Source organism: Sinorhizobium meliloti, from assembly GCF_017876815.1.
Taxonomy (GTDB): Bacteria; Pseudomonadota; Alphaproteobacteria; order Rhizobiales; family Rhizobiaceae; genus Sinorhizobium; species Sinorhizobium meliloti.
Genome location: NZ_JAGIOS010000001.1, coordinates 2,522,627 through 2,548,150 on the forward strand (window position 1 = coordinate 2,522,627; position 25,524 = coordinate 2,548,150).

General features: G+C 59.8%; 36 protein-coding genes and 2 pseudogenes. 22 read left to right on the forward strand and 16 right to left on the reverse strand.

What is annotated here, in order from left to right:
- Positions 1 to 230: 230 nt before the first annotated feature.
- The 9 genes from JOH52_RS11980 to JOH52_RS12020 all read right to left on the reverse strand — a co-directional run bounded on the left by JOH52_RS11980 (position 231) and on the right by JOH52_RS12020 (position 6,424).
- Entirely contained in the window at positions 231 to 1,448 is a 1,218-nt protein-coding gene (locus tag JOH52_RS11980) for an AAA family ATPase (protein ID WP_014529206.1), read from the reverse strand.
- Positions 1,438 to 1,980: a hypothetical protein gene (locus JOH52_RS11985; protein ID WP_014529207.1), complete on the reverse strand. Its 543-nt coding sequence runs from the start codon at positions 1,978 to 1,980 to the stop codon at positions 1,438 to 1,440. The genes JOH52_RS11980 and JOH52_RS11985 overlap by 11 nt, the downstream gene beginning before the upstream one ends.
- Positions 1,973 to 3,214, reverse strand: coding sequence for a DNA cytosine methyltransferase (locus JOH52_RS11990; protein ID WP_014529208.1), 1,242 nt, complete (start codon positions 3,212 to 3,214; stop codon positions 1,973 to 1,975). Before JOH52_RS11990 ends, JOH52_RS11985 begins: the two co-directional genes overlap by 8 nt.
- Complete coding sequence (locus JOH52_RS11995) at positions 3,207 to 3,983, reverse strand: adenine nucleotide alpha hydrolase family protein (RefSeq protein ID WP_014529209.1); 777 nt, start codon at positions 3,981 to 3,983, stop codon at positions 3,207 to 3,209. Before JOH52_RS11995 ends, JOH52_RS11990 begins: the two co-directional genes overlap by 8 nt.
- Complete coding sequence (locus tag JOH52_RS12000) at positions 3,980 to 4,546, reverse strand: RuvC family protein (protein WP_014529210.1); 567 nt, start codon at positions 4,544 to 4,546, stop codon at positions 3,980 to 3,982. Before JOH52_RS12000 ends, JOH52_RS11995 begins: the two co-directional genes overlap by 4 nt.
- Entirely contained in the window at positions 4,540 to 5,511 is a 972-nt protein-coding gene (locus JOH52_RS12005; protein ID WP_014529211.1) for an MT-A70 family methyltransferase, read from the reverse strand. The genes JOH52_RS12000 and JOH52_RS12005 overlap by 7 nt, the downstream gene beginning before the upstream one ends.
- Position 5,512: 1 nt before the next feature.
- A complete protein-coding gene (locus tag JOH52_RS12010) occupies positions 5,513 to 5,887 on the reverse strand; it encodes a hypothetical protein (RefSeq protein ID WP_014529212.1) in 375 nt (124 codons plus the stop codon).
- A complete protein-coding gene (locus JOH52_RS12015) occupies positions 5,880 to 6,137 on the reverse strand; it encodes a hypothetical protein (RefSeq protein WP_017271713.1) in 258 nt (85 codons plus the stop codon). The genes JOH52_RS12010 and JOH52_RS12015 overlap by 8 nt, the downstream gene beginning before the upstream one ends.
- 62 nt (positions 6,138 to 6,199) lie before the next feature.
- Positions 6,200 to 6,424, reverse strand: coding sequence for a helix-turn-helix domain-containing protein (locus JOH52_RS12020; protein ID WP_014529214.1), 225 nt, complete (start codon positions 6,422 to 6,424; stop codon positions 6,200 to 6,202).
- A 99-nt stretch (positions 6,425 to 6,523) separates the two neighbouring features.
- Between JOH52_RS12020 and JOH52_RS12025 the strand changes: the two genes are divergently transcribed.
- From JOH52_RS12025 to JOH52_RS12115, 20 genes and pseudogenes are all read left to right on the forward strand, one after another.
- On the forward strand, positions 6,524 to 6,937 hold the full coding sequence (locus tag JOH52_RS12025) for a helix-turn-helix domain-containing protein (RefSeq protein ID WP_020479477.1): 414 nt from the start codon (positions 6,524 to 6,526) through the stop codon (positions 6,935 to 6,937).
- A gap of 141 nt (positions 6,938 to 7,078) precedes the next feature.
- Positions 7,079 to 7,387: a hypothetical protein gene (locus JOH52_RS12030; protein ID WP_234705625.1), complete on the forward strand. Its 309-nt coding sequence runs from the start codon at positions 7,079 to 7,081 to the stop codon at positions 7,385 to 7,387.
- On the forward strand, positions 7,384 to 8,289 hold the full coding sequence (locus JOH52_RS12035) for a YqaJ viral recombinase family nuclease (RefSeq protein ID WP_017271714.1): 906 nt from the start codon (positions 7,384 to 7,386) through the stop codon (positions 8,287 to 8,289). Before JOH52_RS12030 ends, JOH52_RS12035 begins: the two co-directional genes overlap by 4 nt.
- Positions 8,286 to 8,840, forward strand: coding sequence for a hypothetical protein (locus JOH52_RS12040; RefSeq protein ID WP_014529217.1), 555 nt, complete (start codon positions 8,286 to 8,288; stop codon positions 8,838 to 8,840). Before JOH52_RS12035 ends, JOH52_RS12040 begins: the two co-directional genes overlap by 4 nt.
- Positions 8,840 to 9,310 carry a hypothetical protein gene (locus JOH52_RS12045; protein WP_014529218.1) on the forward strand — a complete coding sequence of 157 codons (471 nt, stop codon included), beginning with the start codon at positions 8,840 to 8,842 and terminating at the stop codon, positions 9,308 to 9,310. Before JOH52_RS12040 ends, JOH52_RS12045 begins: the two co-directional genes overlap by 1 nt.
- Positions 9,307 to 10,413, forward strand: coding sequence for a hypothetical protein (locus JOH52_RS12050; RefSeq protein ID WP_014529219.1), 1,107 nt, complete (start codon positions 9,307 to 9,309; stop codon positions 10,411 to 10,413). Before JOH52_RS12045 ends, JOH52_RS12050 begins: the two co-directional genes overlap by 4 nt.
- A 2-nt stretch (positions 10,414 to 10,415) precedes the next feature.
- Entirely contained in the window at positions 10,416 to 11,096 is a 681-nt protein-coding gene (locus JOH52_RS12055; RefSeq protein WP_014529220.1) for a hypothetical protein, read from the forward strand.
- Positions 11,089 to 11,568, forward strand: coding sequence for a hypothetical protein (locus JOH52_RS12060; protein WP_014529221.1), 480 nt, complete (start codon positions 11,089 to 11,091; stop codon positions 11,566 to 11,568). Before JOH52_RS12055 ends, JOH52_RS12060 begins: the two co-directional genes overlap by 8 nt.
- The gene (locus JOH52_RS12065) at positions 11,565 to 11,891 is read left to right on the forward strand and encodes a hypothetical protein (protein ID WP_014529222.1); all 327 of its coding nucleotides are present in this window, start codon (positions 11,565 to 11,567) and stop codon (positions 11,889 to 11,891) included. Before JOH52_RS12060 ends, JOH52_RS12065 begins: the two co-directional genes overlap by 4 nt.
- A complete protein-coding gene (locus JOH52_RS12070) occupies positions 11,881 to 12,156 on the forward strand; it encodes a hypothetical protein (RefSeq protein WP_014529223.1) in 276 nt (91 codons plus the stop codon). Before JOH52_RS12065 ends, JOH52_RS12070 begins: the two co-directional genes overlap by 11 nt.
- Entirely contained in the window at positions 12,153 to 12,410 is a 258-nt protein-coding gene (locus JOH52_RS12075) for a hypothetical protein (RefSeq protein ID WP_014529224.1), read from the forward strand. The genes JOH52_RS12070 and JOH52_RS12075 overlap by 4 nt, the downstream gene beginning before the upstream one ends.
- Positions 12,407 to 12,784 carry a hypothetical protein gene (locus JOH52_RS12080; protein ID WP_014529225.1) on the forward strand — a complete coding sequence of 126 codons (378 nt, stop codon included), beginning with the start codon at positions 12,407 to 12,409 and terminating at the stop codon, positions 12,782 to 12,784. Before JOH52_RS12075 ends, JOH52_RS12080 begins: the two co-directional genes overlap by 4 nt.
- Positions 12,781 to 13,056, forward strand: a complete 276-nt coding sequence (locus JOH52_RS12085; RefSeq protein ID WP_017271716.1) for a hypothetical protein — start codon at positions 12,781 to 12,783, stop codon at positions 13,054 to 13,056. Before JOH52_RS12080 ends, JOH52_RS12085 begins: the two co-directional genes overlap by 4 nt.
- Complete coding sequence (locus JOH52_RS12090) at positions 13,040 to 13,198, forward strand: hypothetical protein (protein ID WP_020493252.1); 159 nt, start codon at positions 13,040 to 13,042, stop codon at positions 13,196 to 13,198. The genes JOH52_RS12085 and JOH52_RS12090 overlap by 17 nt, the downstream gene beginning before the upstream one ends.
- Positions 13,198 to 13,425: a hypothetical protein gene (locus JOH52_RS12095; protein WP_014529228.1), complete on the forward strand. Its 228-nt coding sequence runs from the start codon at positions 13,198 to 13,200 to the stop codon at positions 13,423 to 13,425. The genes JOH52_RS12090 and JOH52_RS12095 overlap by 1 nt, the downstream gene beginning before the upstream one ends.
- Complete coding sequence (locus JOH52_RS35025) at positions 13,422 to 13,676, forward strand: hypothetical protein (protein WP_014529229.1); 255 nt, start codon at positions 13,422 to 13,424, stop codon at positions 13,674 to 13,676. The genes JOH52_RS12095 and JOH52_RS35025 overlap by 4 nt, the downstream gene beginning before the upstream one ends.
- Before the next feature lie 65 nt (positions 13,677 to 13,741).
- Positions 13,742 to 14,020 (forward strand): helix-turn-helix domain-containing protein, encoded by a 279-nt coding sequence (locus JOH52_RS12100; RefSeq protein WP_014529230.1) that lies wholly within the window; start codon positions 13,742 to 13,744, stop codon positions 14,018 to 14,020.
- Positions 14,017 to 15,216 (forward strand): tyrosine-type recombinase/integrase, encoded by a 1,200-nt coding sequence (locus JOH52_RS12105; protein WP_014529231.1) that lies wholly within the window; start codon positions 14,017 to 14,019, stop codon positions 15,214 to 15,216. The genes JOH52_RS12100 and JOH52_RS12105 overlap by 4 nt, the downstream gene beginning before the upstream one ends.
- A 66-nt stretch (positions 15,217 to 15,282) precedes the next feature.
- Positions 15,283 to 15,669: pseudogene (locus JOH52_RS12110) on the forward strand (type II toxin-antitoxin system HicB family antitoxin); the annotation flags it as partial.
- A gap of 417 nt (positions 15,670 to 16,086) precedes the next feature.
- Entirely contained in the window at positions 16,087 to 16,329 is a 243-nt protein-coding gene (locus JOH52_RS12115) for a putative metallopeptidase (protein WP_014526951.1), read from the forward strand.
- Positions 16,330 to 16,337: 8 nt separating this feature from the next.
- Here JOH52_RS12115 and JOH52_RS36120 read toward each other — a convergent pair whose 3' ends face one another.
- The 5 genes from JOH52_RS36120 to JOH52_RS12135 form a co-directional block, all read right to left on the reverse strand.
- The gene (locus JOH52_RS36120; RefSeq protein ID WP_324603395.1) at positions 16,338 to 16,946 is read right to left on the reverse strand and encodes a DUF6678 family protein; all 609 of its coding nucleotides are present in this window, start codon (positions 16,944 to 16,946) and stop codon (positions 16,338 to 16,340) included.
- A gap of 95 nt (positions 16,947 to 17,041) precedes the next feature.
- Positions 17,042 to 18,928: an HAD-IIIC family phosphatase gene (locus JOH52_RS12120; RefSeq protein WP_014529234.1), complete on the reverse strand. Its 1,887-nt coding sequence runs from the start codon at positions 18,926 to 18,928 to the stop codon at positions 17,042 to 17,044.
- Between the two features lie 38 nt (positions 18,929 to 18,966).
- On the reverse strand, positions 18,967 to 19,215 hold the full coding sequence (locus JOH52_RS12125; protein ID WP_010969848.1) for an acyl carrier protein: 249 nt from the start codon (positions 19,213 to 19,215) through the stop codon (positions 18,967 to 18,969).
- A gap of 60 nt (positions 19,216 to 19,275) precedes the next feature.
- Positions 19,276 to 20,505 (reverse strand): hypothetical protein, encoded by a 1,230-nt coding sequence (locus JOH52_RS12130; RefSeq protein ID WP_014529235.1) that lies wholly within the window; start codon positions 20,503 to 20,505, stop codon positions 19,276 to 19,278.
- Between the two features lie 3 nt (positions 20,506 to 20,508).
- Complete coding sequence (locus tag JOH52_RS12135; RefSeq protein WP_337925550.1) at positions 20,509 to 22,020, reverse strand: MBOAT family O-acyltransferase; 1,512 nt, start codon at positions 22,018 to 22,020, stop codon at positions 20,509 to 20,511.
- Between JOH52_RS12135 and istA the strand changes: the two genes are divergently transcribed.
- Together istA and istB are read left to right on the forward strand one after the other, a co-directional pair.
- Positions 21,979 to 23,508 (forward strand): IS21 family transposase, encoded by a 1,530-nt coding sequence (gene istA, locus JOH52_RS12140; RefSeq protein WP_014531024.1) that lies wholly within the window; start codon positions 21,979 to 21,981, stop codon positions 23,506 to 23,508. The genes JOH52_RS12135 and istA overlap by 42 nt on opposite strands.
- Before the next feature lie 12 nt (positions 23,509 to 23,520).
- On the forward strand, positions 23,521 to 24,258 hold the full coding sequence (gene istB / locus JOH52_RS12145) for an IS21-like element helper ATPase IstB (RefSeq protein ID WP_012477343.1): 738 nt from the start codon (positions 23,521 to 23,523) through the stop codon (positions 24,256 to 24,258).
- A gap of 127 nt (positions 24,259 to 24,385) precedes the next feature.
- Here the strand turns inward: istB and JOH52_RS35030 are convergent.
- Together JOH52_RS35030 and JOH52_RS12150 are read right to left on the reverse strand one after the other, a co-directional pair.
- A pseudogene (locus JOH52_RS35030) lies at positions 24,386 to 24,682 on the reverse strand (MBOAT family O-acyltransferase); the annotation flags it as partial.
- Between the two features lie 374 nt (positions 24,683 to 25,056).
- Positions 25,057 to 25,524: a VOC family protein gene (locus JOH52_RS12150; protein ID WP_010969845.1), complete on the reverse strand. Its 468-nt coding sequence runs from the start codon at positions 25,522 to 25,524 to the stop codon at positions 25,057 to 25,059.

The window sequence follows — 25,524 nt, forward strand, 5'->3', positions numbered from 1 at the left end:
TGTTTTCCCTTTCCTGTTGTCATGGCGGCGTCCCGTTTGGTCGCGGGTTTTGCCCTGTCCTTCCCCTTCGTTCCCGTGTTCCCTTCCCGGTAGGGAAGAAGGGAACCGGGAGATACCGTTCCCGGTTCTCCCTCCCTCTCCGAAGGAGAGGGCAAAAAAGAAGAACCGGGACATGTTTTCAGAGCGGTTTTCCCGGTTCTGCCCGGTTCCCCGGAATGAGAACCGGGACATCACGTTTCAGCGGTCGCCGAGGGGCGCTTGCTGTTGTCGACGAACACTCCTTTTTTCAACCTTGACTTGCCGCCGGGGTATTCCTGCTCAAAGAGCAAACCCGACTTCTTCCAGCACTTGGCGATGCGGTCGGCGCGCTCCTCGCTGACGTCGAGCACGCGGACGATAAGGATGCCGACGTAACGGTCCCTCGATTGCGGCGCGAGCGTGTAACGCTCGTGTTCAAGACCGTCGGCGGACTGGATCAGGTCAAGCACCCGGTCGATCTGCTCATAAGCGAGATTCTCGAACAGGCCGGGTGGCTGCCACGCGACGAGAATGCCGACCTTGTCCGAGTCGGGGTAAGCGGGCGGGCTCTCGTTTTCGAGATCGATGGACAGGAATTTGAACCAGCTCGCCTCGCCGGGATCGGGCAGATAATTGCCTTTGGCAAAATCGACGCGGACGATGCCGCGCGGGTTTTCGACGCCGAGCGAAGCTGCGGCATCCGCCGTCATGTTGGTAATAGTGTGCGCCAGCCGGACGATGCCGCCGAGCGCACCAGCGCCGCGACCGGCATCGATATCGCCGGGGGTGACGAGGCCCTTCTTGACGTGGTGCATCAGCAGGCACCCGGCGTCGAGGCGACGGATGACGCCGCGAATGACGGCGACTGCCGCCTTGACCTGTCCGTTGTCGTTTTCCGCGCCCGACCATAGTTCGATGAAGGGATCGAGGATGAGCACGTCGACGCCATGCTGGCCGAGTTCCCATTCGAGGCGGCGAAGCTTCTCGGTGGCATGGATAACGCCTCGCTTGTCCACCTGCGCCAACAGCGGCGGATCGTCGATCTCGACGATGAAGACGCGGTCGGACTCGTCTTTGCCGAAGCCGAAATGCTTGGCGATGGCGGCGAGCCTGCGGTCGATCTCATCATCGTCCTCCTCGACCGTCAGGATCGCGACGCGTTTCGGGCCGTGGACGGTCTTGAACGGACCGAAGGAGATGCCCGCAGCGAGATGCAGCGCGACGCAAAGCCCGAAGATCGACTTGCCCGCGCCTCCGGCGGCGATGATCGAGGTGATCTGTTTTCTGAGGATGAGACCGCGCATGATCCATGGCCGTGGCGGGATGGTCTTGCCGTCCCGGAAACGGTAACGGCGTGCCTTCACCGGAAAGCGGACGACGTTTTCTTTGTTCGGCGGGCGGTCGCCGGGGAAATCGTCCTCACCCTTCATGGCGCGGACCCAATTCGTTGAAGCGCGCAGCACGGCGCACGGCCCAGAACAGCGTGTCGCGGCGCATGCGCGGAAAGCCGATGGCCTGGACGAAGACGAGAAGCGCAGTGAGGTCGTCGCGGCAAAAAGCCCGCATCTCGAAGTCGGGCTTATCTATCCGCCAGTCGCCGGGGAGCGGTGCCTTCAGCATCATGCGGCCTGTCGACAGATCGTAGCCGACGAGGCCGGAAAGCTCCGGGCATTCGCTCATGCAGAGATAGGCGTTGTACTGGTTCGGCAATGGCAGGCCGAGTTCATCGTGTTGCATCGGCTCGCGCCAGTCGGTGTCCTTAACCGGGCGCGCGGGCTTGCGGGCTGCGGCGATCCGCTGGTAGCGGTGGTGGTTCTTGCGGTACTCGGCGCAGAAACGGTGCAGCTGATAGCGGCGGGCGAGCACCTCTGCGCGGCCTTGCCAGCGGGCCTCGAAAGCGAGCTTCGTGCGGTGAACGCGGAAAAGAAGCGCATCGATGCGCTCGCGGCGCTCGTCATCCATGCCACACCTCCCATTCGGTGATGCGGCTGGCGATCCAATCAGCGACGTTCAATGGCCATGCATTGCCGATGGCGCGATAGCGCGGGCCGTCCGGTGCGTGGCGTGCACCGCGCCACGGAATGTCGGTCCAGTCGTCGGGCAAGCCCTGCAGCCGTTCGCATTCGCGCGGCGTTAGCCGCCGGACGCCCCAGTGCGCTGCCACCGCTTGGCTGTAGCCGTCCTCGTCCAAGCTACCAGGCACGTCACCAGGCACTGGATCCTGTCGCGCGTTGAAGGACACCGCGACCTGTCCGCCGGCATTGGCGTGGCTGCCGGAAAATTCCATCGCGCGCAGCGTCGGCGAGACCTCGCCGCCGGAGCGGTGGCTTTTCGAATCGAAGGCAATCGGGATCAGCGAGTCGTGCATGTCCGCGCCCATGGTTCCGGGCGGGCGGTCGCCACCGGTCCGGTTGGCAGCACCTGAAAGCGTCGGTGCCACGACCGGGATCAACGGCTGGCCTCTGCCGGTGCCGTCTATTTCGTATTCGCCGAAGGAGACGAGGCGGTCGGCAACGACCGGATCCTGTCCGCGCGGCTCGCCGGGACGCTCGACGCCGCGGCCACTTGCGACAAGGCTTTGAGCAACATCGGCGAAAGCGCCTTGCCCCGGCGTGCGGCGCGGCGGAGAATCCCCGCGCATGCTTTCGGGCTCAAGTAGTATTTCGGCGGGACCGCGCCAGTCTCCAAGACATCCGACAACGAAGAGACGCCGTCGTCGCTGCGGCACGGCGCGGGGAAGGCGTTGTGTTCGGACAAACTGAGCGTCAAGCACCCGCCAGGCACAGCAATACCCGCATTCTTCCAGGCCCCGGAGGAAGGTCGCAAAAGACCGACCATCGTTGTGCGACAGGGCTCCGGCGACGTTTTCCCAAACCAGCCAGCGGGGGCGGTAGCGGCGAGCCACGGCAAGATAATCGAGCATGAGGACGCCGCGCGGATCGGCGAGCCCCTGTCTGAGTCCGGCGACCGAGAAGGCTTGGCAGGGCGTGCCGCCGGTAACAAGGTCGATGTCGAGGTCGGGCCAGTCGCGGTAGCCATTGACGTCTCCGAAGTTCGGCGTGTCGGGGAAGCGGTAACGCAAGAGCGTCGCGGCGAAGCGATCGATCTCTGCATGGGCGACGCAGTGCCAGCCATAGGGCTCGAAGGCGAGCTTCGCGGTGCCGATGCCGGAGAACAGGTCGAGCAGCTTAGACACCGCACATGCCCTCGCACTCGTTGATGAACAGATTGAGCTGGCCGCGATCCTCGGCGTTGTCGAAAGTGACCTGATCGAGCGGTTGGCAGGAGCGGTGCAGATATGCCTTCTTCGACAGCGCCTTGAAGCCGGGACCGGCAGGCCGCATCAGCAGGTCGATCTCGACCGCGTCGGCGAATTCCTGCGGGCGGTTGATCTTCATGTCGCGCCAGAGCGCGTTGTCGTGGAACGGGCAGCCGATGCAGGACGACTTCGGCGGCTCGGGATATCCGTGGCGCTCCAGCCAGCGCAAGCAGTCCCACCGGCTCATGCGAAGCTCGATCAGCGGCCAGCGGTTGGCCCACCAGCGTTCGTAAGCCGGTTTCATCCGCGACGCCTCGTCCCATGAGATGCCGATCCATTGCGTGGCGGCTGGCTCCTTCGGCGAGCGCCTGCCGACGATGCCGAGCAGTTCGCGCACCTTCCGGCGGATAGGCACGATCTTGTATTCCTTGGTGCACTGGCGGCGGATCGAGGCGGGGATCGACGCCCAGCGGTGTCCCTTGGAACCGGCGACCAGGCCATCGCGGATGTTGCCTGCGGAGACGATGTGGACAGGGAAGGGCAGTTGCGGCATCAGCCAGTCGAGATGGCGGTAGACGGCGGCGGGCTCCCAGCCGGTGTCGGCGAAGATGGCGCAGTCGGGCATCGGCTTGATCCAGCCTTCAGCCGCCATCAGCGCCATGGTCGACGATTGCACACCCGCGCCAAGGGACAGGATCGTCATCATCCGGCCAGCCCCGCGCGCATCAGTTTCAGGCTTTGCGAGCAGCGCGACGCCCAGATGGCGACGCAGGCGGCTTCGGCCTCGTTGTGGTTCTTGGCCGTGATGCCGAGCCAGCGGCAATAGTCGCGGGCGCGACGCTTGGCCTCGTCCTTTCCAAGCGAGCCGCCGCCGCGCCCATAGAGAGCGGCCCGCCATGTCTTGACTGCGACCGTCTCGAAACCGATGCCCCGGTCGATGGCGAGCTGGCGCACATGACCCTGGATTTCCGGCAGCACCATCTGGTCGGCGTTCGGCGTCCAGTAGCCGGTGGTCTTGCCGCCAAGATCCGTCTTTACCCGCTTCTGGTAACCCGCGATCAGCCGCATCGCCGCTTCAAGGCAGATGAAATCGGGTCGGCGGGCCAAGCAGATGTCATGCAGGCGCAGGCCGAAGAAGGCGCATTTCTCTTCGGTCGTATCGCCTTGTGACGTAAACGACAGGCATTCGATCTCGCGCTCGGAACCGGGGAAGCGGTAGAGGGCCAGCCCGCATTGGGTGACGGAAGGATCGACGCCGAGGATCAGCATGGCTCGGCCTCGTTGCCCCATGCATCCCATCCGTTGCGAGGTGAGCCACGTCGGTTGAGTTCGATCTTTGGAATGTTCGGGAAGTAGCTTTCGAGGATTTCAAGGATCCGTTCCGGCTTGGCCGAATGCTGGATCGCTGGCGAATAGACGACGGAAGGAAACTGGTCGCCCATGGCCGGTGCCGGAACATCGCCGCGAGTTCCGATCAGCAGAAGTTCATGCTGATTGCGGAACCAGTAACCGGTGCCGATCTTGTCTTTTACCCAGACAAGATTGCTCTTGTACTCGAAGCCCCACGATTCCATGACGAACAGCGCCTGCGGCAGCATCGGCACGGTCGCCCATAATGCCAGCGTGCTATCGGCGGCGGCAATCCCGGCGATTGGCCTAGAGGCGATGATTTCTGTTGCTGATGTCGGATAGTGATTGTCGGCGGCGCGATCCATGCCGCTTTCCCGGCTATAAGGCTCAAAGCGCCATTCGGGATCGGCGAGGATCAAACCATAACGTTTTGCCGGCAGCGCTTCGATCTTTGCGGAAAGTTCTCGCTCGCGAACAGCGCGCTTTTTCTTCTTCAGGAATTGAGTGATGGTAGCGCGTTCGCATTCTGGATTGATCGTGCCGTTCTCGACGAGCATCTGAAACGTGCCATCAGGCAGTTTTGTCATTTCATAGAGCGTGCCCCACGACGGCGGTAAAAGCGACACATGTGTCGAATTTACTAATCGTTGGTCGCATGCGATTGCCATTAACCGTTCGGTTGTTCTGGGACTGAACGGCAGTTGCTCAACCACTGCCAGCCATTCGCCGTGCCGCAATTCTGCCTTGGCGGCGATCAGCAACCGTCCGGTCTCGAAAATGCCATGGATCGTCGATTGCCACGCCTCGGTGACACTAGTCACCCATCGCGAGACAGTTTCATACAGGATCAATTCGCTGTCATGATTGGATGCGACCCGCCTCATCTCAGCCGCCCTTGTAGAGTTCACGCTTGCGCTCGGCGATGGCGCTGTGGAATCGCCGCTGCATGTCGCGCGCCGCCTCGGTCGGATTGCTCGCGACATAATCAGCGACCGCCGGGATCGCCGCTTCGAGGCCATCGAGGATGATGTCGCGCTCGGAAACGAAATTCAGGAAGTAGGGACCGGGTGGTGGCAAATCCGATTGCGGCGCCGGTATGATCTCGCGCCCGCGTTCCTTGCCGTTCGGCTTGTCTTTCATGCCGTTGGCAACTTCGGCCACTCGACCAGCATTGATGCCGAAGAGCGCGGCGATATGGTGCTGGTCGTCGCCGCGGCGCAACATGCCTTTCATGAGGCCGATCTGATAATCGCTAAGCATGGCGGAGCCTCCGCCGCACCGGCTTCACCGGCTGACGGTCGAACGGCTCGTGTCTGCCGCGCCAGCAGAGCGCGTGGTGGTAGGGACAGAAGGTCTTGCCGAGCGCCGTAGGCAGCCCGCAGAACAGATGTTTTCCCGGCACGTTCGCCGCGACGATGGGATAGCGGCATTGCAATTCAGAGACCTTGAACAGCGGCACGAGGCGGGGCGCGGCGGGTAATCCGGCGGCGATCTGTGCTTCGTGTCTCATGACGGTCTTCCCCAAAGGTGGATGGGCGGTCAGCCGTCATCGTGGCGGGAGGCCGTCAGGCGTCAGCGGGCTTCATCTGGGGCGGGCAGAAAAATATCGGGGCGCAGGACATAGCGCGGGATGCCCGTAATCTTTTCGTAACGGTCGAGTTTCTCAGCGGGAATCTTGCGCTTGCCGGATTCGTAGCGCGACACCTGCGCCTCCGTGACGCCGAGCCGACCGGCGACCGCCTGCAAGCTCCGTTGGCCTTCGGGAAGGCCCTCCCGCCATTTTTTCAAAGGATGCATGCGGCCAACTTACCTCATAGGCACAAGCGGCGGCAATAAAATTCTTTAACAGACGTGTTGCAGAATATGGCGCGAATGTGAAATCTAGGAATGTTGCACATGAATGCTGAAGAGAAGGGACAGACAGCCATGAAGGCAAAGTCTCCAACCGGCCCCGTTTACTTCAAGGAATGGCGCATCCACGCAGGTTATTCGCAGGAGGAACTAGCGCTCATTCTCAACGTCAACGCCGCGACGGTATCCAGAATCGAAACACAAAAACGCGATTTTGTCGGGTCTTATCTGTTCAGATTCGCGAAAGCCTGCAATTGCCCCAGCCCCGGCGATCCGGTTGGCCGCCCCCCGTCGCAGATATCCATCGATGCCTTGTTTCGAGGCAACGCCGAGGATCGCAGGCGCGCCGAAGAGATCCTGACTGCCGCGATCCGCTCCTCGTTATGGTCTTCCGACGAGTCGTCGCTATGGAAGAATGACGGCAAGGGCGGCGAGGACGGGAACGACAAGCCAAGCTGATTCGGCTTGTCAACCTTGCCTCCTAGGTATATCGTCAATTTCCATATCGAATCTTCTTAATTACCACTTGCTGTTGCGTTTTGATCGCCCGCCGAATTTCGACGGGCGAATGGCTCTTTCATCGCGGGGAGGAAACTTGCGATGTCGACTGAACGAGGGAGCCGAGCGTTGCGCGTGCGGCTGCGCGACGTACCGGAAGAATTTCGGGAAGATCTTCATTCTTTCATTGAAGATGGGACATTGCCGTTAAAGAATGCCGTTTTGATGCAGATCCTTATCGGGCTCGACGTACTCGCGGCCCGTTCCCTGCACAATCGTCACCAGCATCTTTCAGCCATCCTTGCTGCGCTCGCCTATGAATGTCCCGACCATGCATGGTCGTCGATTGGCGCGTGCATCCGGTGGGAGCGGCGCGGAGGCCTGTCGGGCTGTCGCCGTCAGCTGCAATGATCGAACGTCGGGCAATCACAACCGTCCCGTTGTGGCTGGAATGGCGGCGGTCATTTCTCTGTGCCTCAGAGGTAGCCGCAGCCGTCGGCGTCGACGAGTATCGTTCGCCGTTGTCGCTCTACGCCGAAAAGCTGGGCTTAACCTCTGTCACCGAGACGCCGATCATGCGGCGCGGCAGGCACTTCGAGTCGGCGGCGGTTTCATACCTTGCGGAGGAGCACCACGACTGGCGCATCGCCCGCCCTCACGTCTTTGTCATGGACACCGAAAGGCGGCTTGCCTGTACCCCGGACGTGCTCGCCGAGGTGCCTGGAAAGGACGGCATCTGCAACGTCCAGATCAAGACGATCTCGGCACCGAAATTCGAGGAATGGCACGGTGTCCCGCCAGCGGGATACACGCTGCAGGTCGCGACCGAGAACATGCTGCTCGACGCCGCGCACGGCTATCTGGCAGTGCTGGCGGTGTCGACCTACGAGGCAAGCCTGCATCTTTTCGAGGTGCCGCGTCACGAAGCAGCGGAAAAAAAGATTGCCTCAGTGGCACAGGATTTCTGGCAAAACGTCGAGGCGGGCCGATTGCCGAAACCGGACTATCGCCTCGACGTCGACGTGATCGCCGAAATGCATCCGCAGGCGAAGAAAGGCGAGACCATCGATCTTTCCGGTGACAACCGGCTGGCGGAGATCCTGCCATACCGGCGGCACCTGAAAGAGCGCCAGAAGGCGGTGGCCGACGAGTTGTCGGCGCTCGACGCCGAGATCCGCGACAAGATCGGTGACGTCGAGGAAGCCGAGTTTCCCGGCTGGCGGATCACCTACCGAAACCAGACGCGCAAGAGCTACACCGTGCCGGAATGGTCAGGGCGCAAGCTCAACATTTCCGAAAGGGGCAGGGAATGACGCCGAGGATCTATCAGGTGGAGGAGGGCGCTGGCGGCATTTCCCGCGAGGCGCTGCACGAAAAAGCGGTGGCCTTCGTCGAGGAGCGTTATCCGAGAACCGGCGACGTGCCGTTCCTGTGGATCATCGACGACGGCGAGGCGCTGGTCTGGATCGAGACCGGCTGGGAAAGTGAAGCCGAGAAGCTCCTGTCCTATGACGCCATTGCGTTGGCGCTGATGATTTCCGAGGCGCGGCAATACGCGTCGATCGTCGAAGTCTGGATGGCGTCGCAGAAGCCCGCCGCCGACGGCTCCTTCGACCACGACGAACCGCTGCCATCGGAACGGCCCGAAAACGAGCGCGACGACGCAGTGATGATTTCCACCTTCGAGCGCAACGGCGCGTTCAGCCTGACGACGTTCATTGCCAAGCAACAATCGAAGCTGCTGGGCGCGCGGGTGGATGACGAAAGTTCCGGCCTCGGCCAATGGTCGGGTCGGATGTTCAACCTGTTCTCGCACGGCAGGAAGCTCGCAGTGGCGCTGGTCTCCAAGGAGAGGAGCGCCTGATGATGGACCTCCCGCAACATCAACGCCTCTGGCATATCCTGATCGACTGCACCCGGCAGTACCGCGTGCACGAACGCGAGATCCGCGAAGAGGACATTGGCGGCGTCGTGCATGTCATCACTTACGAGCCGCTGGCGCATGCACGTGAAGCGCCGGAAACCGAAACCGTCGTCGATTGCGTGTTGCTGAAGATCGGCGTCGACAGACCGAAGGCCGAAAGCTACCGCGACGAATTCGCAAGCCTGATGAAACCGCTTGGCCGGCTGCTTGAACAAGGCCCGTCCTACATCACGCTCGGAGCCGAGATCGGTGATCAAGGTGCGGCCTTCTGCCTGATGGCGCTCGGCCAGGTGCTCGGCCTGTGGCGGGTAATAACCCCGGTTGATCTCGGCATTACCGGCGCAAAGGCCATGGATGCCGCTGGCCTCGGCTACGTCATGCTCACCGGTTACAAGGAGGAAGTCTCATGACCGTGGAAGAAAACCGTGAGGGACGCCGCTCGGCGCTCGATGAATTCGCGGCGGCGCAAATCACCGGGCCGACGAGTTTTCTGCCAGCGGCCCAAACGCAGTCGTTCGAAGTCGTCTCGGCGCAGGCGGTGGCCGTGCATCGCGACGAAGGGCTGGTGCTCACCCGGCTGCGCACATTGGCGCAGGCCGCAGGCACCGACTGGTACTATCGCTTTCCGGTGAAGAACCGCAAAGAGAACCGCACCGACTGGATCGAAGGCCCGTCGATCAAGCTCGCCAACGATCTTTCCAGACTTTATGGCAACTGCGCCGTCGATTGCCGCGCGCAGGATTTTGGCGATTTCTGGCTGTTCCATGCCCGCTTCGTCGATCTCGAAACCGGCTTTTCGCTCATTCGCCCGTTCCAGCAGCGCAAATCCGGCGGCAAGATCGGCGGCTCAGATGACGAGCGGCGGCTGGACATCGCCTTCCAGATCGGCGCAAGCAAAGCGATCCGAAACGTCGTCGTCAATGCCTTGCAGACGTTTTCCGATTTCGCCTTCGAGGAAGCCAAGGGCGCGCTGATCGACCGCATCGGCAAGGATCTCGACGGTTACCGTCAACGCACCATCGAGCGGGTCGCCGCCCATGTCGACATCGAACGCGTCGAACGGGTGATCGGCAGGCCGCGTCAGGACTGGTTGGCGACCGACGTCGCCAAGATCATCGCCATGGCCAAGGCGGTCACCGACGGCATGGCGACATGGAACGAAACCTTCCCGCCGCTTCAGGGCGCGGACAATGAGACCGGCGAAGTCGAGACGAGCGCTGCTGTCAGTAAAACGCTTGAAACCTTCGCCGCAGGTTCCGGCACGGATCAAATCGCGGATCCGCAGGAGGATGCCGGGGCCGAGACCTCCGCCAGCGGGACGCCCCCCCCAACGCTGGCGGAGGACATCTACGATACCATCACCCGCCGCATGGCCGCCGCGCCGTCGAGCGAGGCGGTGCATGCGGTATGGGAGCAGATGGAGCTGGACGCCTATTTCGACGGCGACAAGAAGGGCCGCGACAAGGCCTGGAAGATCGCTTCGAAAAGGCTCGAGCAATTCAAGGGCAAATGAAAATGACCGAGCCCCGCTTCAAGGATCTGCCGCCGCGCATCGCCAAGCTGCCGACCGACGAGCGCGGCTATCCGGTGCCGTACTTCGTCGAGTGGATCGACGGCAAGCCGGACTTCCGGGTGATGTCGTCGAAGAATCTCGCTCGCGCCGTCAAATACCGGCGCTGCTGGATCTGCGGCGAGGAACTGGGCCGGTTCCTCTGCTTCACCATCGGGCCGATGTGCGGCGTCAACCGGATTTCGTCGGAACCACCGTCGCATTACGACTGTGCCCGCTTCGCGGTTTCGGCCTGCCCCTTCCTGACACGACCACTGGCCCGCCGCAACGACCGCAACTTGCCGACCGGCGCGACCATAACCGGGATCGGCATTGAGCGTAATCCCGGCGTCACGCTGTTGTGGGTGACGAAGCGCTACCGTGTGATGAACGAACCAGATGGTGTGTTGTTTCGGATCGGCGAGCCGGAGCGGGTGCAGTTCTTCCGCGAGGGCAGATTGGCGACGCGCGCCGAGGTCGACCATTCGATTGCGACCGGCATCTACAACCTCGACCGCTTGGCCAAGCGCGAAGGTGCGAAGGCGGTCAATGAACTGGAAAAGTGCAAGCAGCGGTTTTCGGCGCTGCTCGACCAGCTGCTGCCTGCTCAGGCTGCGGCTCTGAAAGGGAGGAGAGAAAATGCATAACGTCCGCTTCACCGAAAAGCAGATCCGCTTGCTCGATCTCGCCAGTTACATCGAGCGATTGCCGCCGGATCACCGTTTCGACATGGAATGCTGGCTGGACGACAGCTACAGGCCGTCCTGTATTGCCACATGGGCGTTGTGGCGGATGCTCGGCGATTTGCCGGAGGGAAGGAAGATCGATTGGCTTCGCTGCTGCCCGAGCCTTCCCGGAGCCGCCGGTCAATATCTCTGCGTCTATGGCGACGATCTGCGGCAGCTGTTCATGCCGCTCTGGGTCGCTATCGTGGATACGCCGCCGTCGCGGAGCACGTCCGAAGCCACAATCATTACCCGCCACAACATCTCGAAGGAATGGGCGGCGTCAACGCTGCGCCATCTGGCGGCGACCGGCAAGGTCGACTGGAAAGCGGCAGAGCGTGAGATGCGTCCTGCTACCAGGCTGCTTGCGTTTGCGGAAATGGTGACGGCATGAACAAGCGACCGGAATGGGTAAAGGCGGTTCATGCAGACGCCTCCGAGACGATGCGCAAGGTCTCCGACTGGCTGCTAAATAAGGCAGAGGTGATCTCCGCCGAGGAAAGCAGCGTGAGCGATCATGGCGTGATCTATATCCCGATCATCGTCATGGCCGCAGTCCATAAGGGTTCGCTGATCGGCTCGCTTTGCCAGTTCGGAACCAAGAGTTCGAGCGATTCGGTGGCGCAGCTGTTGCGGTTCACCGCCGAGCATCTCGATGGCAAGGCCATCGACGGCCAATTCGTCGCCGAGCGGGGAATCATCAAAAATGACTCGTGACAGGCATAAACACACGCTCGGCGACGGCCCGATCCAGTCCGATCTTCGTCAAATGATGAACGGTCTGGCGCACGGTCTCGACGAGATCCTGAACGGCCACGGCAGCGGCAAGAAGAACGGCTTCGTGCTGATGGTGTTTCCGTTCACCGGTCATGACGGGCGCTGCAATTACATTTCCAATGCCCGTCGCGAGGACATCGTCGTGCTTCTGAAGGAGCAACTGGCCCGCTTCGAGGGCCAGCCGGACATGGAGGGAAAGGCATGAACGACGACGCGACAAAACAGGCGCTGGAGCATCTGGCCAAGCAGGGATTGCTGGCGGTCGGCAAGGATGGCGTCGTCCAGCTGCGCCAGCCGAAGCAATACGTCTGGCAGCCGAAAAAGGACATCAAGCCTTATGAACTGGCCCGTGCCATCGAGGTGATGTTCATGCCGATCCTGCAACAGGGCGACTGCGACAGCGCCTTCGAAAAACTGCCGGACGAGGCCAAGCGGCATTTCCAGGTGGTCGAACGATGACCAGCGAGCAGAGTATTCCCTATCTGGCGATCTTTCCCGGCAGGCGCGAGGGTGAGCGTTGCGTCGCGCACCTGCCCGATTTTTCAAGCCCGCGCTTCTGGCCGCGGCTGCGGGAGGTGATCGAGGCGGTGGTCGGCGATTCCTGCGAGCACGTCAACGTCTACTGGAATTTTCCGGGCGAGGAGCAATATTGCTACCGCGACTTGTTCGTTAACGAGCTGGGACACGTCCGCCGGTTACAGAGAAACGAACTGGCGACGGCGATCTACCGCAACAATGTGCTTGTCCACGATCCGGCCCGCAATCCGATACCGGAGGCGCTGCCGTGGATCGCCGGTCCAGCGGTGTTGTTTCGCGAAAGGGTTTGGCATTGACCGATGACCCGCGCGTTTTGCTGATCGAAAAGATAAAGGCGCAGATCTGGCCTTTGATCGAAGGTCATGGCCCGGAGATTCAGAGCGCGATCATCGCCGACATGCTGGCGACGCTGCTGGCTGGCCACGCGCCGCCGATCAGGGAACAGGCGCTTGTTTCAATCATCGTTCTGACAAAACAGCTTATCCCGATCAACGAGGTGCTGCTGTTTCATGGGAGAGGCCACCCATACAGTTGGCCGGAGGAGACGAACGATGGAGAAAAACTTTGATGACGCACTTATGGATTTGATCGATCAGTACATGCTTGTCGCCGAACAGAATAACGGCGACCTCGATGAATTGCGCGAGGATATTATCTCGGCGCTGGAACTGCGGCTGATCGCGTTGAGAGAAGAAATGAACAACGACTGATGGCGACGATGAATTGGAGCGAGACCGACACGAGAACGATCGTCCAGGCGGTCACCGAATCGGATGATCCGGTGATCGGGGCCTGCGCGGTGATCGGTGCGATGGTTGGTATCCTCGCTCACTACGAGGGCGACGATTTCGCGAGGCAGATGCTGAACGAAATCGTCGTCATGAAATTTCCGCCGGACGCCGCCAATTCGAACTGCAAGAAGGATCGCATGTCGTGATCAAGGAGGGTGGTTCATTTGCCTATCCGCCGCGCGGCTTGAGCCGCGAGGAGGCTGCGCGATATGTTGGCGTCGGCACGACGTTGTTTGACGAGCTTGTTGCCGAAGGTGCGATGCCGAGGCCGAAGCGGCTGCACAATCGTGTCGTTTGGGATCGCGTTGAACTTGATATGGCTTTTTCGTCAGCGCCGCAGAATGGCGGCAGCGACATCCAGAGGGCGCTGGAACGCGCTCGGTCGCAGCGAAGATAGGACTTGCATTACTGCGCATGGTGCGCAATTGACATGAGCGTTGCAAACACCTGGAGAAAACGCTCTTGGCCCGGAAGAAGAATTCAGACGCGCCCGCCATCTGGCGTGAATTTTCCAATTCCCTTGATGATCCCAAACATCTCGCCGAGATGGTGCGCGGCTGGCGTGCCTACTTGGATATCACTGCCGATTTTGCTGCTACTCTGCTCGGCATTTCGGTGCGCACGTTGAACGGCATCGAGCAAGGCAGGGGCTTTCGTTATCCGCTTATGCTCATGCAAGCCATGACTGCTATCGATCACGATGTACAAAACCATCGTGCCTCGCACGGAGCCGCAAAATGACGCTCGACGAAATCAAGAAACAGTATCCCGGCATCACCCGGTGGGAGGACCGCCTCGGCAAATTGCGCTGGCGGTTCCAGAAAAAAGGGATGAAGACGACTCTGATCCCGGTCGGCATCGAGCCGGGGACGAAAGCCTTCGACGTCGCTTACCGAGCGATCATTGAGAACCGCGCACCGCGCAAGGCCGACGTCGTGGTCGATATCCCCAACAATGCGTCATTGCCCGAAACCTTCAACGCTGGTTGGAAGCTCGTCTTGAAGTCACAAGCGTGGCGCGATCTCGCTCCAGCGGGCCAAGCGAAGCCGGAACGCATGGCGCGAGAATTCTTGGCCATGCCAATTGTCGTAGGTGAGAAGCTGACATGGGGTGACGTTCCGGTCGCCGACATGACTTACGAGGATCTGGAACTGCTAATCGAGCGCTGGGAGGTCACGCCGTCGAAGCCGTGGCACATGAAGGTAATGCTCAAGAAGATCTTCTTTGAGGCCCGCCGTAAGGGATGGCGCAACGACGATCCGACCGAGCTTGTCAAATGGAAGCGTGGCGGCGGCAAGAAAGGCGGCTACATCGGCTGGAAACGGTGGCCGGAAGAAGTCTGCCTCCAATTCGAGGCCCGCCACAAGATCGGTTCGGCGGCGCGCACCTGTTATGCTCTCGCCAAATGGATGGGTGGTCGCCGGGGCGATATTGCCCGGATCGCATGGGACCAGCTGATCACCGTCGAGATCGACGGTGAGGTCGTCGAAGGCTTCGAATATGAGCAGCACAAGCAAGTCCATAGCGACGAGGACATGACTCAGTTCCGACCGATGACTTCGATGCTCGCCGAGGCGCTCGCACCGCTTGATCGATCTTTAGGGGGCACAGTCTTGAAGACAGCCTATGGCAAGCCGTTCTCGGAAAAGAGCCTGACCGGGATGATGGCGCATTGGTGCAAGCAGGCTGACATCCCGGTCTCGAACAGAAAAACCGGTGAGGTTGGCTACACGCTGCACGGCCTGCGCAAGAGTTATGCGACGATGGTCGCCGAGAGTGGTGCCAGCTTCCAGCAGCAGAAAGACATGCTCGGCCATACCACCATGCAGCAGGTGGCGCTCTATGCGAAGGGCGTCGACAAACGCAAGACAACGGCGGCAGGCAGTCGCCTACTTGAGGAAAAGCATGGTCAGCCGCGCCTGCGTCTCGTCAAATAATAAGTAAGAGCGACCTGCCGAACCGCGCAATCGATTGCTCGGGCAGGCTGCTGGATGGAGCGACGAATGAAAACCTATCTGGCACTCATCCAGCCCGGAGACGAGTGCCGTGCGCATGGTGTTACGTTCCCCGATCTGCCCGGTGTGCATTCAGCTGCCGACGACGAGAACGACATTCTCCCGCAAGCCATCGAGGCGCTGCAATTGTGGGCCGAGGACATGGACATGCCGGAGCCTTCGGACGTGGCCACCGTTACCAGCCTGAAGGAAGTGCGCGAGCGGCTCAACGCTGGCCACTATCTCATCGCCATTCCGTTCATCGAGAACGACACCGCTGTTGTGCGCGTCAACGTCACCTTCGAGCGCGGTCTGCTTAGGGCAATCGACAAGGCGGCGAAGGATCGCTCTCTGACCCGCTCGGCCTTTCTGGCCAATGCCGCGCGCCGCGAGATCGAAGGCGCGCACTACACAATCTATTCAAATAGACGGCGCAATTTTAATCGCCGACCAGCTACGGCAGACGCCGCAGTTATTAGAAAACCCGCACGAGAAGATACGGGATGCGGCGAGAAAACCCGAGAACAAATAGGGAAATGAGCGTTAGAAAACCTGAAAGGTTTCAAAACGTTAATTGGGCCCTCCGGGCCCACCATTTATTTTCAGTATGTGATGATGAATGGCGGCATTCCAATCTCCGTTTGTCGTTGCATCAGCGGGAACGATGAATGTGGGCCGATTCGCAACCTAAGAACGACCTTCGTGAGAGTTGCACTCGAAACTCACAGGGATTGGGGATAACCGGTGAGACCTCAGCCGCCTCATTCTCTCTTCGCTGACATCAACTCTCCGGCCTTCGTCCCGGCTGAAGACATGCCTGAATGGATAGAGGCAACCTTCCTCGATCCGTCGTCTCCGCTCCGCAAAGAGGAGCATGCGCACCTGGCCCACGCCGAGATCTTCACCATCCGCGGCCATGACGTGGAAGAGCTCTTGGGTGTCGTTTGTCGCTATGGGGCAGACGCTGCTGATGTCCGAGCGATCGTCGATGCAGCCAACCAGCCGCCAGTGATCGCGAGAGGGCAGATCGCCATGCTTGCGGCACCTGCCAGCTAAGGGTGGCCTTAGGTCAGAGGTATTCTAAGGTTTGGCCCTTCTGGCCGTAGCCGAAGACTCGGAATCCACTTTCGGTCTCTTCCCCGGGGAGGTGAATCGCCTTTAGGGGCAAGCCTTGATCGCTGTCTCGGTGAGCGGGACTCTGAGCGGTGATGTCCCACCCCGAAGTTGCTGGCATATCGACCCGTTTGAAAATGATGGAACCACTCTCGGTCATCGCCGGAGTAGTGGCCATTGACGTCCTTGCAACGCCAGAGCGGCGGCCGATCAAGCGCCTCCATCGCGAAGCGCAGTTCACCCCACTTCGTGTTTTTTATTACGGGATGTAGCGGATACACTGATTTCGCTTCGCGTGAAGAGTCGACCGCGCCGGAGACTGATAGAGAAATGGCAAAGGAAGATTCAGCAAAGAGGTGAAGACCGTCATCGTGCAATGCTCGCCTGCTTCGACACGCCTTAGAACGCGTCGATGCGATCAGGAAGGAATACGGCGGACGATCACGCAGTCTGTAGAAGGCTACCAGCCGACGAAGAAGGTCGGCAGCAACCCGGCAGCGAAGTGGAAGGTGCTGCTCGAAGACCCGCAAGATCTTCAGATCTTCCTCGCCATCAGCCATAGCGGTTCGCCTGCTCGCTCCAACGCAAGGCAGAGAACCGGGCAAGGTGCCGCGGCGTCATTGCTTGAGCATGCCGGCAATGAAGGAGGAGACAGCTACACACCCAGGTTTATGTTCATGGACACGGAATGGGGTTCATACTGCGATATGACACAGACGAAATCCACTGACCCGTTGCCATTCGTACCCGCAAGGCCGAAGCCAAGCCGCGGATAGAAATCCGAAACCATTGCGTTGCGCTCTGTTGGTATATAGCGCCCGCGAATGCTGACCACACCGGCAGACACCGCCTCCTCGATCAGGCTGTTCATCAAGCCCTGTTCAACGCCCCGCTCAAGGACGCGGCACGATTGCAGCCAGGTGTCGATCTCCCATTCGGACCCCTTCTTGATGACAATGACGACTCCGATCGTGCCGTGCTGCGCAAACTTATCGTCGAGCCTTATCTGCCAACCGATAAAATTTGGGTCTCCCTGCATGCGCCGAACGTCTTCATCGTTGTAGCGGCGCGTGGTGAGGTTGAACTGGTTGGACTTGTTGATGAGTTGAACGATGCGCGGACGGCCTACCTCGTCGAAGGGTGAGATGGTCATCCGCATCTCTAGGGACTTCAGATACTCCTCATAATTGCCTACCCGCGCGCGGATCTCCGCAACTGCCGCACGCCCCCCGTAGCTGTTTGCCCGCGCCAGATCGTCGCAGTTCAGCGGCAGATGGTCGAAAAGACCTGAACCCGCGACGCGATCGATGAAGAAGGACGGATCCTCGCCTACCTCAATTGTGGAAACGAGCGGAAGCTCCCGTCGGACGCGTTCGCGTTCGGCAGGATTGTCGTCAACATAGGCAAGTGACTCAAGACCGAGACCGAGTTTTTCGGCGATCGCACGAATATTAGTGGCCTTGTCGTCCCAATTGGCCTGAAACACGGCGATGTGCTCTTCTTTTAATAGCATATCAGGGTGCCGCCGGAACGGCTCACGCGCAACGGCATCGGTGTTTTTCGAACAGACGGCGAGGACTACTCCGCGTTCCCTGAGCCCCAGGACGAAGTTTTGGAACGCGATGAAGGCCTCTCCCTCTGCCGAATTCTGGCCGATCCGGATACCAGCAAGGCCGTCGTCACCAATGACGCCGCCCCAAAGGGTATTGTCGAGATCGAGCACGAGGGCGCGGGCGCTCTTGCCGGACTTGGCCGCGAGGAGAGAAGCAATGTTGTCCGCCGCCAGTGGGCAGAGCTCAACATTGAAGGGCACCTTCGCCGAATGATAGGCCACCGGGTCGAACCAGCGCTCAATGCCGATCCGTGAAGCAAGGGCGGCTTGGTCCCACATCAGCCACCGCCCCTCAGCAGCGCCATCACCAAGCATCATGTTGACCCGCAGCCGGAACCGGGCGATCGAACCCGGCGTTGCGATGTCTGCGGAGGTCAGTTGTATGCACGGCGGCAGCGTCGCAATGATTGCCGGGCATCCGGTCTTCGATCGCGCCGCCTCGGCGATCGCGGAAGCGATCCTTTCGGCCTCAAGCACAGCCTCATCCTCCGCGACCCTGTCCAGCAGTGGCCTTTCCCCGTGAAGGGCGCTCTCATCCAGAACGGCAAGCACGGCATCGAGTCCTCGCTCGAAACAATTTTTGGCGGAGAAAGCGAAGCCAGCTACCCCGTCGTATGGCGCTTCATGCGCCGAGACGAGGAGACCACGCGCCAAACCTGCCGCACCCAAGGGATCGCAGAGATAGCTCAGCGTCCGGTTTCCGAGGAGGCCGAGTTCGATGCGGGTGAAGCCGTTTCCCTTAATTTTGCCCAGCCGCTTGCCGAGGCGCTCGATCCTGAGCTGTTGGCGTGGGCCCAACTGCTGGTTGGCCACCGATCTGGTGGCGGCGTAGTCGGGCATTTCGCCGCCGGCGGCAATTGCCTCGAGCTCGGCCACGCGTGCGGCCCAGTTCTCCTCAAGCGGCCGTCTCCACGGAAAGAACGTGTTCATAAAGCCGTGCCTCCCCGCGCCGGGGCGTTGATGATCGATCAGTTCTGCTTGCGCTTGACCACGGCATCGATAAGGCTGCCGAGGTTCTTGAAACCTTGCACCTCAGCCGTGCTGAAGCGGACTGCGAGCTCCTGCTCGATCAGAACCATCAGTCTGACATTGGACAGGCTGTCCCATTGCGGAACGTCGCGGGCCGTCGTCTCCAGCGTAATCGGGCCGTCGTATTCATCGAACAGCTCACGGATCACGTCTGCGACTTGAGATAGATAAAGTTGATGGTCAGACATTTGTTCAACCTTGATTTGACAGCAGTATTTGGCCGTCGACAGCGCTATGCGGTGCGCGATTCATTTCCTTGCAGTTCGTTCGAGATAACTGTTTCGAAGCCGATAATTCTTCACCTCGGTCCGGATACGGCGCTCATAGGCCTCGACGTCTGCCGCGGTAAGCCTGTTTTCGCCCGTCGAAAGTGACGTAAGCGTTCGCCTGAGTAGCCCCGGGTTATAGACGTGCCCAGGATCACGAAAGTTGCCGAGGTCACCGGCAATCCTGGGGTCATCATCCCATGCAAAGACGCGCACATTTGGCAGGGTGTCTATCGATTTGACAAAGCACCGCCGCGACAGCAGCACCTCATCCAGCAACGTCGCGCTTATGTCGCTCATGCGAAAATAGTAATTGGCGTAGGAGAGGATGGGCATGATGACGTCGACCTGCGCGCCCTTCTCGACGAATTTCCGAATCCTCGGCACGAGCTGCTCATTCACGGCATTGAAGCTCGCACACGTCCTGCCGCTCGGGGCGTCAACAACCGACCGATACTCTTCGATCAGGGCCTGCAGTTCAGCCATTTGGGCGGGCATCTGAAAGGACCGGTATTGCCTCTCCGTGAACTTGGCGTACCTTTTGTCGTCTTGCGCTTCGTAGCTCGTTTCTCCCAACAGGACCTTCCATGTACGCCGCAACGATTTCAGGTCGACCATTCGGATGTCGTCGCTGATTTCCTCGTCATAAAGATACTCCGGAAAGCCCTGACGCATCTTTTCCGGGTCGAGAATGTACATCCAGTCAAACGTGATGATGATCCGTTTGGCTTGCGCGTTGATGGCGAGTTGATCGAGAACGATGTCGCGGTCCAGCGGTCGCGGCCCGCCATAGCTGAGATTGTAGGCTACGACACTTCCGCCCAGCGCTGAGGATATGTCATCGGGGGAATACATGGCCGTGGTCGAGCCGCCGACAAGAAACGTGTTGATTCCCGATTGCTTCGACACGACGTCTACCCACCGCACGACGACATCGCGCGGGACGTCATTGCGCGTCAGTTTGAGCCTCGCTCCCCAGCGGTAGATGTCGTATGGATCCGTCGCAATGACGATCGTCACGATCGAAAGATACCCCAGCCAGACAAGGCAAAAGGTCACGATCATTGGAAGGGCGGCGCGCCAGCGTGGCGAGAAGCTTGGTTTCTTGCGGAGCGTGCCCCTCCGGCCATGCACATGCTCCGCTCCCATCCACCGACCTGCGGCCGACGGTAAATGTGGATTTGTCGACGCGACAAGCATCTTTCCGATCATGGCTTAAAATCCCTGATAGAGGAAAGGCGGCTGCCGCGAGACATAGTGCAGCGACGAGATGGTGAGGATGGCGGCAAAAGCAGCCCAGCCCCAGGAAGGTCGCCAAATGCTGCGCAGGAACGCGAAGCCGTAGCTCTCGTTTTCATAGGTCATCATGGCCGGCCGATAGCGGCGCATCAGTTCCACGGCGTTTGGCATGAGATAGATGATTGAAAATGCACAGAACAGCATGAGCACGGGCTCACGCATTTCGAAGGCCGATGGGGCATCGAGTGATGCGCCGAACATCTGCGCATAAAGATGAAACGCGGCACCGACGCTTTCGGAGCGGAACATCGCCAGGCTGAAGCAGATCAGCATAAAGAATATGACGCGTTCCACCAGCAATCGGATGAACGGCGATGTAACCTTGCACATGCGCTTGTATTTCTTGCTGCCCCTTATCTGCGCCTCGGCCGCAGACCAAACGCCTTGCATCAGGCCGAAGGCCACGAAGGTCCAGGCGGCGCCATGCCATAGGCTGAGAACCTGAAAGTTGATTAGCATCGGCAGCCAGAGGCCGAGGATCTGTGTCGGCAGCGGTGAAAGCCGATGCACCGCGCAGTAGCGCGTCCCCGCGATTGAAAGCGGCGTAAATAGGAAACGCGCGATCACGCGCGTCAGAGTCATGTTCCAGCGCCGGTAGTAATCGAGGATACCATTGGCTTTGAACGGCGAATAGAAGTTGAGCGGGTATCGCAGACCAAACATGCGCGCGAGGCCGAGCGCCATGTCGGAATAGCCTGAAAAGTCAAAATAGAGCTGCGCCATGTAGGAGAGAGCGCCGATCCAGGCATGTGCGGGATCCATCACCGCTCCGGCTCCCGCAGCACCAAAGACAAGATCGACGGTTGGTGCAATATTGTCGGCGATGACGACCTTCTTGAACATGCCGATCGAGATAAAGGCGAGTCCCACGGCGATATCGAGGGGGTCAAAACTGATGAACTTCCTGGATTTTACCTGGGGATGGAATTCGTGCAGATAGGTAATTGGGCCGATAATCAACTGCGGAAAGAAGCTGACGAAAGCGCCATAACGGCAAAACGCCCAAAAACCGGACCTCAACGAACGAGTCCCTTCGAAAAATTCGACCACGCTCTTTTCGCGAACATAGGCATCCGCCAGAAAGGCCGCCTGATGGAACGTGTAGAATGAAATACCAGCCGGTATCGCCACGCCGGCAATATCGGTCAGGAAGTCACTATTTTCGCCAAGGAGAACTGTAACGATCTTGTATTTTGCAAATTCCGAGGCAATCCGCCCCCTGATTCCGAAATGATCTCGCCCCCCAATTCCGAGAAATAGTCGCCCCCTGATTCCGAGATGATGCCGCCCCCATCGGAAAGCATCTGGCGTGGGTGTTCTGCTGGTGTGAAGTTTCTTCCTTCGACGTGACGAGGAAGGAACGGGATGCCTGCGGAGAGACTGGAGATGCGGCGTGTCCGCGAGATATTGAGATATCGCTTCGAACAAGGACTTGGCCACAAGTCGATCGCGGTTCGGGTTGGAGCTGCGCCATCGACGGTGCGCGAGACGCTTCGGCGTGCGGCCATTGCGGAGCTATCGTGGCCGTTGGGTGACGACATCAGCGATGCAGTCCTGGAAGCGGCGCTTTACAAGGCAGCCGGGACGAAGACGGGTCATCGTCGGAGCCCTGAGCCGGACTGGACGCAGGTCCACCGCGAGCTGAAGCGCAAGCATATGACGCTGCAGATCCTTTGGGACGAATACATCAGCCGTTATCCGGAGGGCTATCGTTACAGTCGCTTCTGTGACCTCTACCGCGGCTGGGCGATGAAGTTGCCTGTGACGATGCGGCAGGATCACGCGGCCGGCGACAAGCTGTTCGTCGACTACGCCGGCGACACGGTCACGGTTGTCGTTGATCGGCTGTCCGGCAAGACACGGCAGGCGCACCTGTTCGTGGCGGTTCTGGGAGCATCCAGCCTTTCATATGCGCAGGCACGTTGGAGCGAGACGCTTCCCGACTGGATTGAATGCCATATCCTGGCGCTGGAGTTCTTTGGCGGTGCGCCAGCCTTGCTGGTTCCCGACAATGCCAAGGTAGCGATCATCAAGGCCTGCCACTTCGATCCCCAGGTCAACCGGACGTATTGCGGGATGGCGGCCCATTATGGCAGCGCCGTCTTGCCGACGCGGCCGCGACGCCCGCGGGACAAGGCGAAAGTGGAAGCTGCGGTTCGTATCGTCGAACGTTGGCTGTTGGGCCGGCTGCGCCATCGCATCTTCTATAGTTTGGCCGAGGTCAATGCGGCGATTGGCCAATTGCTCCATGATCTCAATGATAAGCGCGTTCTGCGCCGTGTCGGCGCCACGCGCCGCCAATTGTTCGAGGAGCTTGATCGTCCGGCTTTGCGACCGCTGCCTGTCGAACGTTATGTCTTTGCCGAATGGCGTATCCGGCGCGCCGGGCTGGATTATCACGTCGAGATCGAGCGGCACTATTATTCCGTTCCCTATCGCTTTGCCCGCGAGCAGGTCGAGGCTCGTATCACCGCCAATACGATCGAGATCTTCCACAAGGGCGAGCGAATTGCCGCTCACCGGCGCTCCAGCGGCAACGGCAAGCACACGACGATCCCCGATCATATGCCCTCTGCGCATCGCCGCTTTGCCGACTGGACGATTGAACGGATTCAACGCGAAGCCTCTGCGATGGGGCCGGATGTTGCGCTGTTGTGCGAGCGCATTCTTGCCGACAGGCCTCATCCCGAGCAGGGCTTTCGAGCTTGCCTCGGCATCATCCGCCTCAACAAGAGCTTCGGCCGCGACAGGGTCAATGCCGCTTGCGGCCGTGCGTTGGAGATTGGCGCACGAACCTATGGCTCGGTGCGATCCATCCTCGACAATCACCTTGACCGGACGGCTGCCTCAAATGGAGCGGCGCCGCATGAACCGATCCATCACGCCAACATCCGCGGACCTCGCTATTACCACTAAGGAGAACGAAAGATGCTTGCCCATCCAACACTGGATAAATTGAATGCCATGGGCCTGGCCGGCATGGCAAAGGCCTTTGGCGAACTTGTTGCCAACGGCGAAGCCGAACATCTCTCGCACGCCGAATGGCTCGGACTGCTGCTCGAACGGGAGTGGAGCTCCCGTTACGATCGGAAGCTTGCGGCACGCCTCAGGTTTGCCAAGCTTCGCCACCAGGCCACCCCAGAAGATGTCGACTATCGCGCCGACCGCGGCCTCGACCGTGCTCTCTTCATGAAGCTGCTCGGTGGCGACTGGATCAACGCCCATGACAATCTGGCCATTTGCGGACCCTCGGGTGTCGGAAAGAGTTGGTTGGCTTGCGCTCTCGGCCACAAGGCTTGCCGAGACGATCGCTCAGTTCTCTATCAGCGTGTCCCAAGGCTGTTTGCCCAGCTTGCGCTCGCGCGTGGTGATGGCCGCTACGCCCGCCTGCAACGAACCTTGGGCCATGTTCAGCTCCTGATACTGGATGATTGGGGGCTCGAGCCGCTCAACGAACAGGCCCGCCACGACCTGCTGGAAATCCTCGAAGATCGCTATGGACGCAAATCAACGATCATTACCAGCCAACTTCCCGTGTCCGCATGGCACGGCGTCATTGGCGACCCAACCTACGCCGATGCCATACTCGACAGGTTGGTCCACAATGCCCACCGCATCGAATTGAGCGGCGATAGTCTGCGCCGAAATCTACCGCGCAAAGCTTGACACCTCGCCTGAATGAACTGACAACAATCATCGCCTGCAGACCCCACTAAACAGGGGGCGAGATCATCCCGGAAACCGGGGGCGCAATCATCTCGGAACAAAGGGGCGGCTTCATCGGAATCGGCATGTATTTGAAGTAGCACAGTGAGGCTATGTTGTATCCCTGACCGCACCCATACAGCACTCGTCGATATGGATTACTGTCGTCCGTAGCAAGGAGTGCGTTGGAGACTCCGAAATTGACAAGCAGGGCGACCAGCAGAAGAAATACCGAAGATATTCCATAAGGGGCATAAAAGATAATTGACGCCGTGAAAATGACCAGTAGTGCTTCATTCCTGCCTCGCGTCAAAAGCGCAAGGTAAAACGCAATAAGTGTCACCGGCAGGAAGAGAAATAGGAAGAGTGGATCGATAAAGATCATATCAAACCCAACCAATGTCAAAATTGGTCCGCAGCCACTTATCTGAGGCTGCGAATCCTACATGTGATGTAATTCGTCTTTGTCTTGCGATGCCAACGCAGCTCGCTGCGGAGCCCGAATGTCAATAAGTTTTGACAGCCTTATTTGACGCTGCCGAACAATGAAGAGATAACTATAGGTTATGCACCGAAACACGAGGTTATCGGCAGAGTCTTCTATTGCAGCTAAAATTCAGGGGTAAAAAAAGCACGCATTGAAAGAGATGTAAATAGGATAGTAATGCCTTCGGCCTATGTGACTGCGATTCAAAATTAAAACCTACGGGGTGTTGACGAAAATGCGTTGGCGCCGCTCTCCTGAAGCCGGTGCTCCTTTCACGCGTGACCGTTGAGCGGCGCGAGCGGATCTCCCTCGGCGCCCTCCACGGTCGCTCTTGTCATGAGTTCGACAACCAAGCCGGCCCGAGTGACTACGAAAGCAAGACGCCTCTTGAAAACCGCGCCATAGCAGGGGGCAACCACCACCATTCCGCCATCTGCCTCGAGTTTCGCCACGTCGTGCTCCAGATTGTCTGAGAACAGGCAGACGTGATCGAGACCGCCGCCCTTGGCCAGCCGACTCGCGACGGGATTCGGCCCGTCACGCAACGGAGCCACCAGTTCGATCGGAACACTGTCGAGATAAATAAGGAGCGCGCAGGACACATTCTGGGCCGGATCGATTGCAGGCGGCACAACCAGCCTAGCTCCCTGCTGCGTCCACGTTTTCAGCGCACGATCCATGTTCGGCACGACGAACCCATAGTGGAACACTTTACGCGGGTCGAAAGTGATATCTGCCAT

What these genes read in the sequence shown, in the direction of transcription:
- JOH52_RS11980 (WP_014529206.1), bottom strand. Translation starts at nt 1,448, where the DNA reads ATGAAGGGTGAGGACGATTTCCCCGGCGACCGCCCGCCGAACAAAGAA.
- JOH52_RS11985 (WP_014529207.1), bottom strand. Translation starts at nt 1,980, where the DNA reads ATGGATGACGAGCGCCGCGAGCGCATCGATGCGCTTCTTTTCCGCGTT.
- JOH52_RS11995 (WP_014529209.1), bottom strand. Translation starts at nt 3,983, where the DNA reads ATGATGACGATCCTGTCCCTTGGCGCGGGTGTGCAATCGTCGACCATG.
- JOH52_RS12000 (WP_014529210.1), bottom strand. Translation starts at nt 4,546, where the DNA reads ATGCTGATCCTCGGCGTCGATCCTTCCGTCACCCAATGCGGGCTGGCC.
- JOH52_RS12005 (WP_014529211.1), bottom strand. Translation starts at nt 5,511, where the DNA reads ATGAGGCGGGTCGCATCCAATCATGACAGCGAATTGATCCTGTATGAA.
- JOH52_RS12010 (WP_014529212.1), bottom strand. Translation starts at nt 5,887, where the DNA reads ATGCTTAGCGATTATCAGATCGGCCTCATGAAAGGCATGTTGCGCCGC.
- JOH52_RS12015 (WP_017271713.1), bottom strand. Translation starts at nt 6,137, where the DNA reads ATGAGACACGAAGCACAGATCGCCGCCGGATTACCCGCCGCGCCCCGC.
- JOH52_RS12020 (WP_014529214.1), bottom strand. Translation starts at nt 6,424, where the DNA reads ATGCATCCTTTGAAAAAATGGCGGGAGGGCCTTCCCGAAGGCCAACGG.
- JOH52_RS12025 (WP_020479477.1), top strand. Translation starts at nt 6,524, where the DNA reads ATGAATGCTGAAGAGAAGGGACAGACAGCCATGAAGGCAAAGTCTCCA.
- JOH52_RS12030 (WP_234705625.1), top strand. Translation starts at nt 7,079, where the DNA reads ATGTCGACTGAACGAGGGAGCCGAGCGTTGCGCGTGCGGCTGCGCGAC.
- JOH52_RS12035 (WP_017271714.1), top strand. Translation starts at nt 7,384, where the DNA reads ATGATCGAACGTCGGGCAATCACAACCGTCCCGTTGTGGCTGGAATGG.
- JOH52_RS12040 (WP_014529217.1), top strand. Translation starts at nt 8,286, where the DNA reads ATGACGCCGAGGATCTATCAGGTGGAGGAGGGCGCTGGCGGCATTTCC.
- JOH52_RS12045 (WP_014529218.1), top strand. Translation starts at nt 8,840, where the DNA reads ATGATGGACCTCCCGCAACATCAACGCCTCTGGCATATCCTGATCGAC.
- JOH52_RS12050 (WP_014529219.1), top strand. Translation starts at nt 9,307, where the DNA reads ATGACCGTGGAAGAAAACCGTGAGGGACGCCGCTCGGCGCTCGATGAA.
- JOH52_RS12055 (WP_014529220.1), top strand. Translation starts at nt 10,416, where the DNA reads ATGACCGAGCCCCGCTTCAAGGATCTGCCGCCGCGCATCGCCAAGCTG.
- JOH52_RS12060 (WP_014529221.1), top strand. Translation starts at nt 11,089, where the DNA reads ATGCATAACGTCCGCTTCACCGAAAAGCAGATCCGCTTGCTCGATCTC.
- JOH52_RS12065 (WP_014529222.1), top strand. Translation starts at nt 11,565, where the DNA reads ATGAACAAGCGACCGGAATGGGTAAAGGCGGTTCATGCAGACGCCTCC.
- JOH52_RS12070 (WP_014529223.1), top strand. Translation starts at nt 11,881, where the DNA reads ATGACTCGTGACAGGCATAAACACACGCTCGGCGACGGCCCGATCCAG.
- JOH52_RS12075 (WP_014529224.1), top strand. Translation starts at nt 12,153, where the DNA reads ATGAACGACGACGCGACAAAACAGGCGCTGGAGCATCTGGCCAAGCAG.
- JOH52_RS12080 (WP_014529225.1), top strand. Translation starts at nt 12,407, where the DNA reads ATGACCAGCGAGCAGAGTATTCCCTATCTGGCGATCTTTCCCGGCAGG.
- JOH52_RS12090 (WP_020493252.1), top strand. Translation starts at nt 13,040, where the DNA reads ATGGAGAAAAACTTTGATGACGCACTTATGGATTTGATCGATCAGTAC.
- JOH52_RS12095 (WP_014529228.1), top strand. Translation starts at nt 13,198, where the DNA reads ATGGCGACGATGAATTGGAGCGAGACCGACACGAGAACGATCGTCCAG.
- JOH52_RS12105 (WP_014529231.1), top strand. Translation starts at nt 14,017, where the DNA reads ATGACGCTCGACGAAATCAAGAAACAGTATCCCGGCATCACCCGGTGG.
- JOH52_RS12115 (WP_014526951.1), top strand. Translation starts at nt 16,087, where the DNA reads ATGCCTGAATGGATAGAGGCAACCTTCCTCGATCCGTCGTCTCCGCTC.
- JOH52_RS36120 (WP_324603395.1), bottom strand. Translation starts at nt 16,946, where the DNA reads ATGGCTGATGGCGAGGAAGATCTGAAGATCTTGCGGGTCTTCGAGCAG.
- JOH52_RS12120 (WP_014529234.1), bottom strand. Translation starts at nt 18,928, where the DNA reads ATGAACACGTTCTTTCCGTGGAGACGGCCGCTTGAGGAGAACTGGGCC.
- JOH52_RS12125 (WP_010969848.1), bottom strand. Translation starts at nt 19,215, where the DNA reads ATGTCTGACCATCAACTTTATCTATCTCAAGTCGCAGACGTGATCCGT.
- JOH52_RS12130 (WP_014529235.1), bottom strand. Translation starts at nt 20,505, where the DNA reads ATGATCGGAAAGATGCTTGTCGCGTCGACAAATCCACATTTACCGTCG.
- istA (WP_014531024.1), top strand. Translation starts at nt 21,979, where the DNA reads ATGCGGCGTGTCCGCGAGATATTGAGATATCGCTTCGAACAAGGACTT.
- istB (WP_012477343.1), top strand. Translation starts at nt 23,521, where the DNA reads ATGCTTGCCCATCCAACACTGGATAAATTGAATGCCATGGGCCTGGCC.
- JOH52_RS12150 (WP_010969845.1), bottom strand. Translation starts at nt 25,524, where the DNA reads ATGGCAGATATCACTTTCGACCCGCGTAAAGTGTTCCACTATGGGTTC.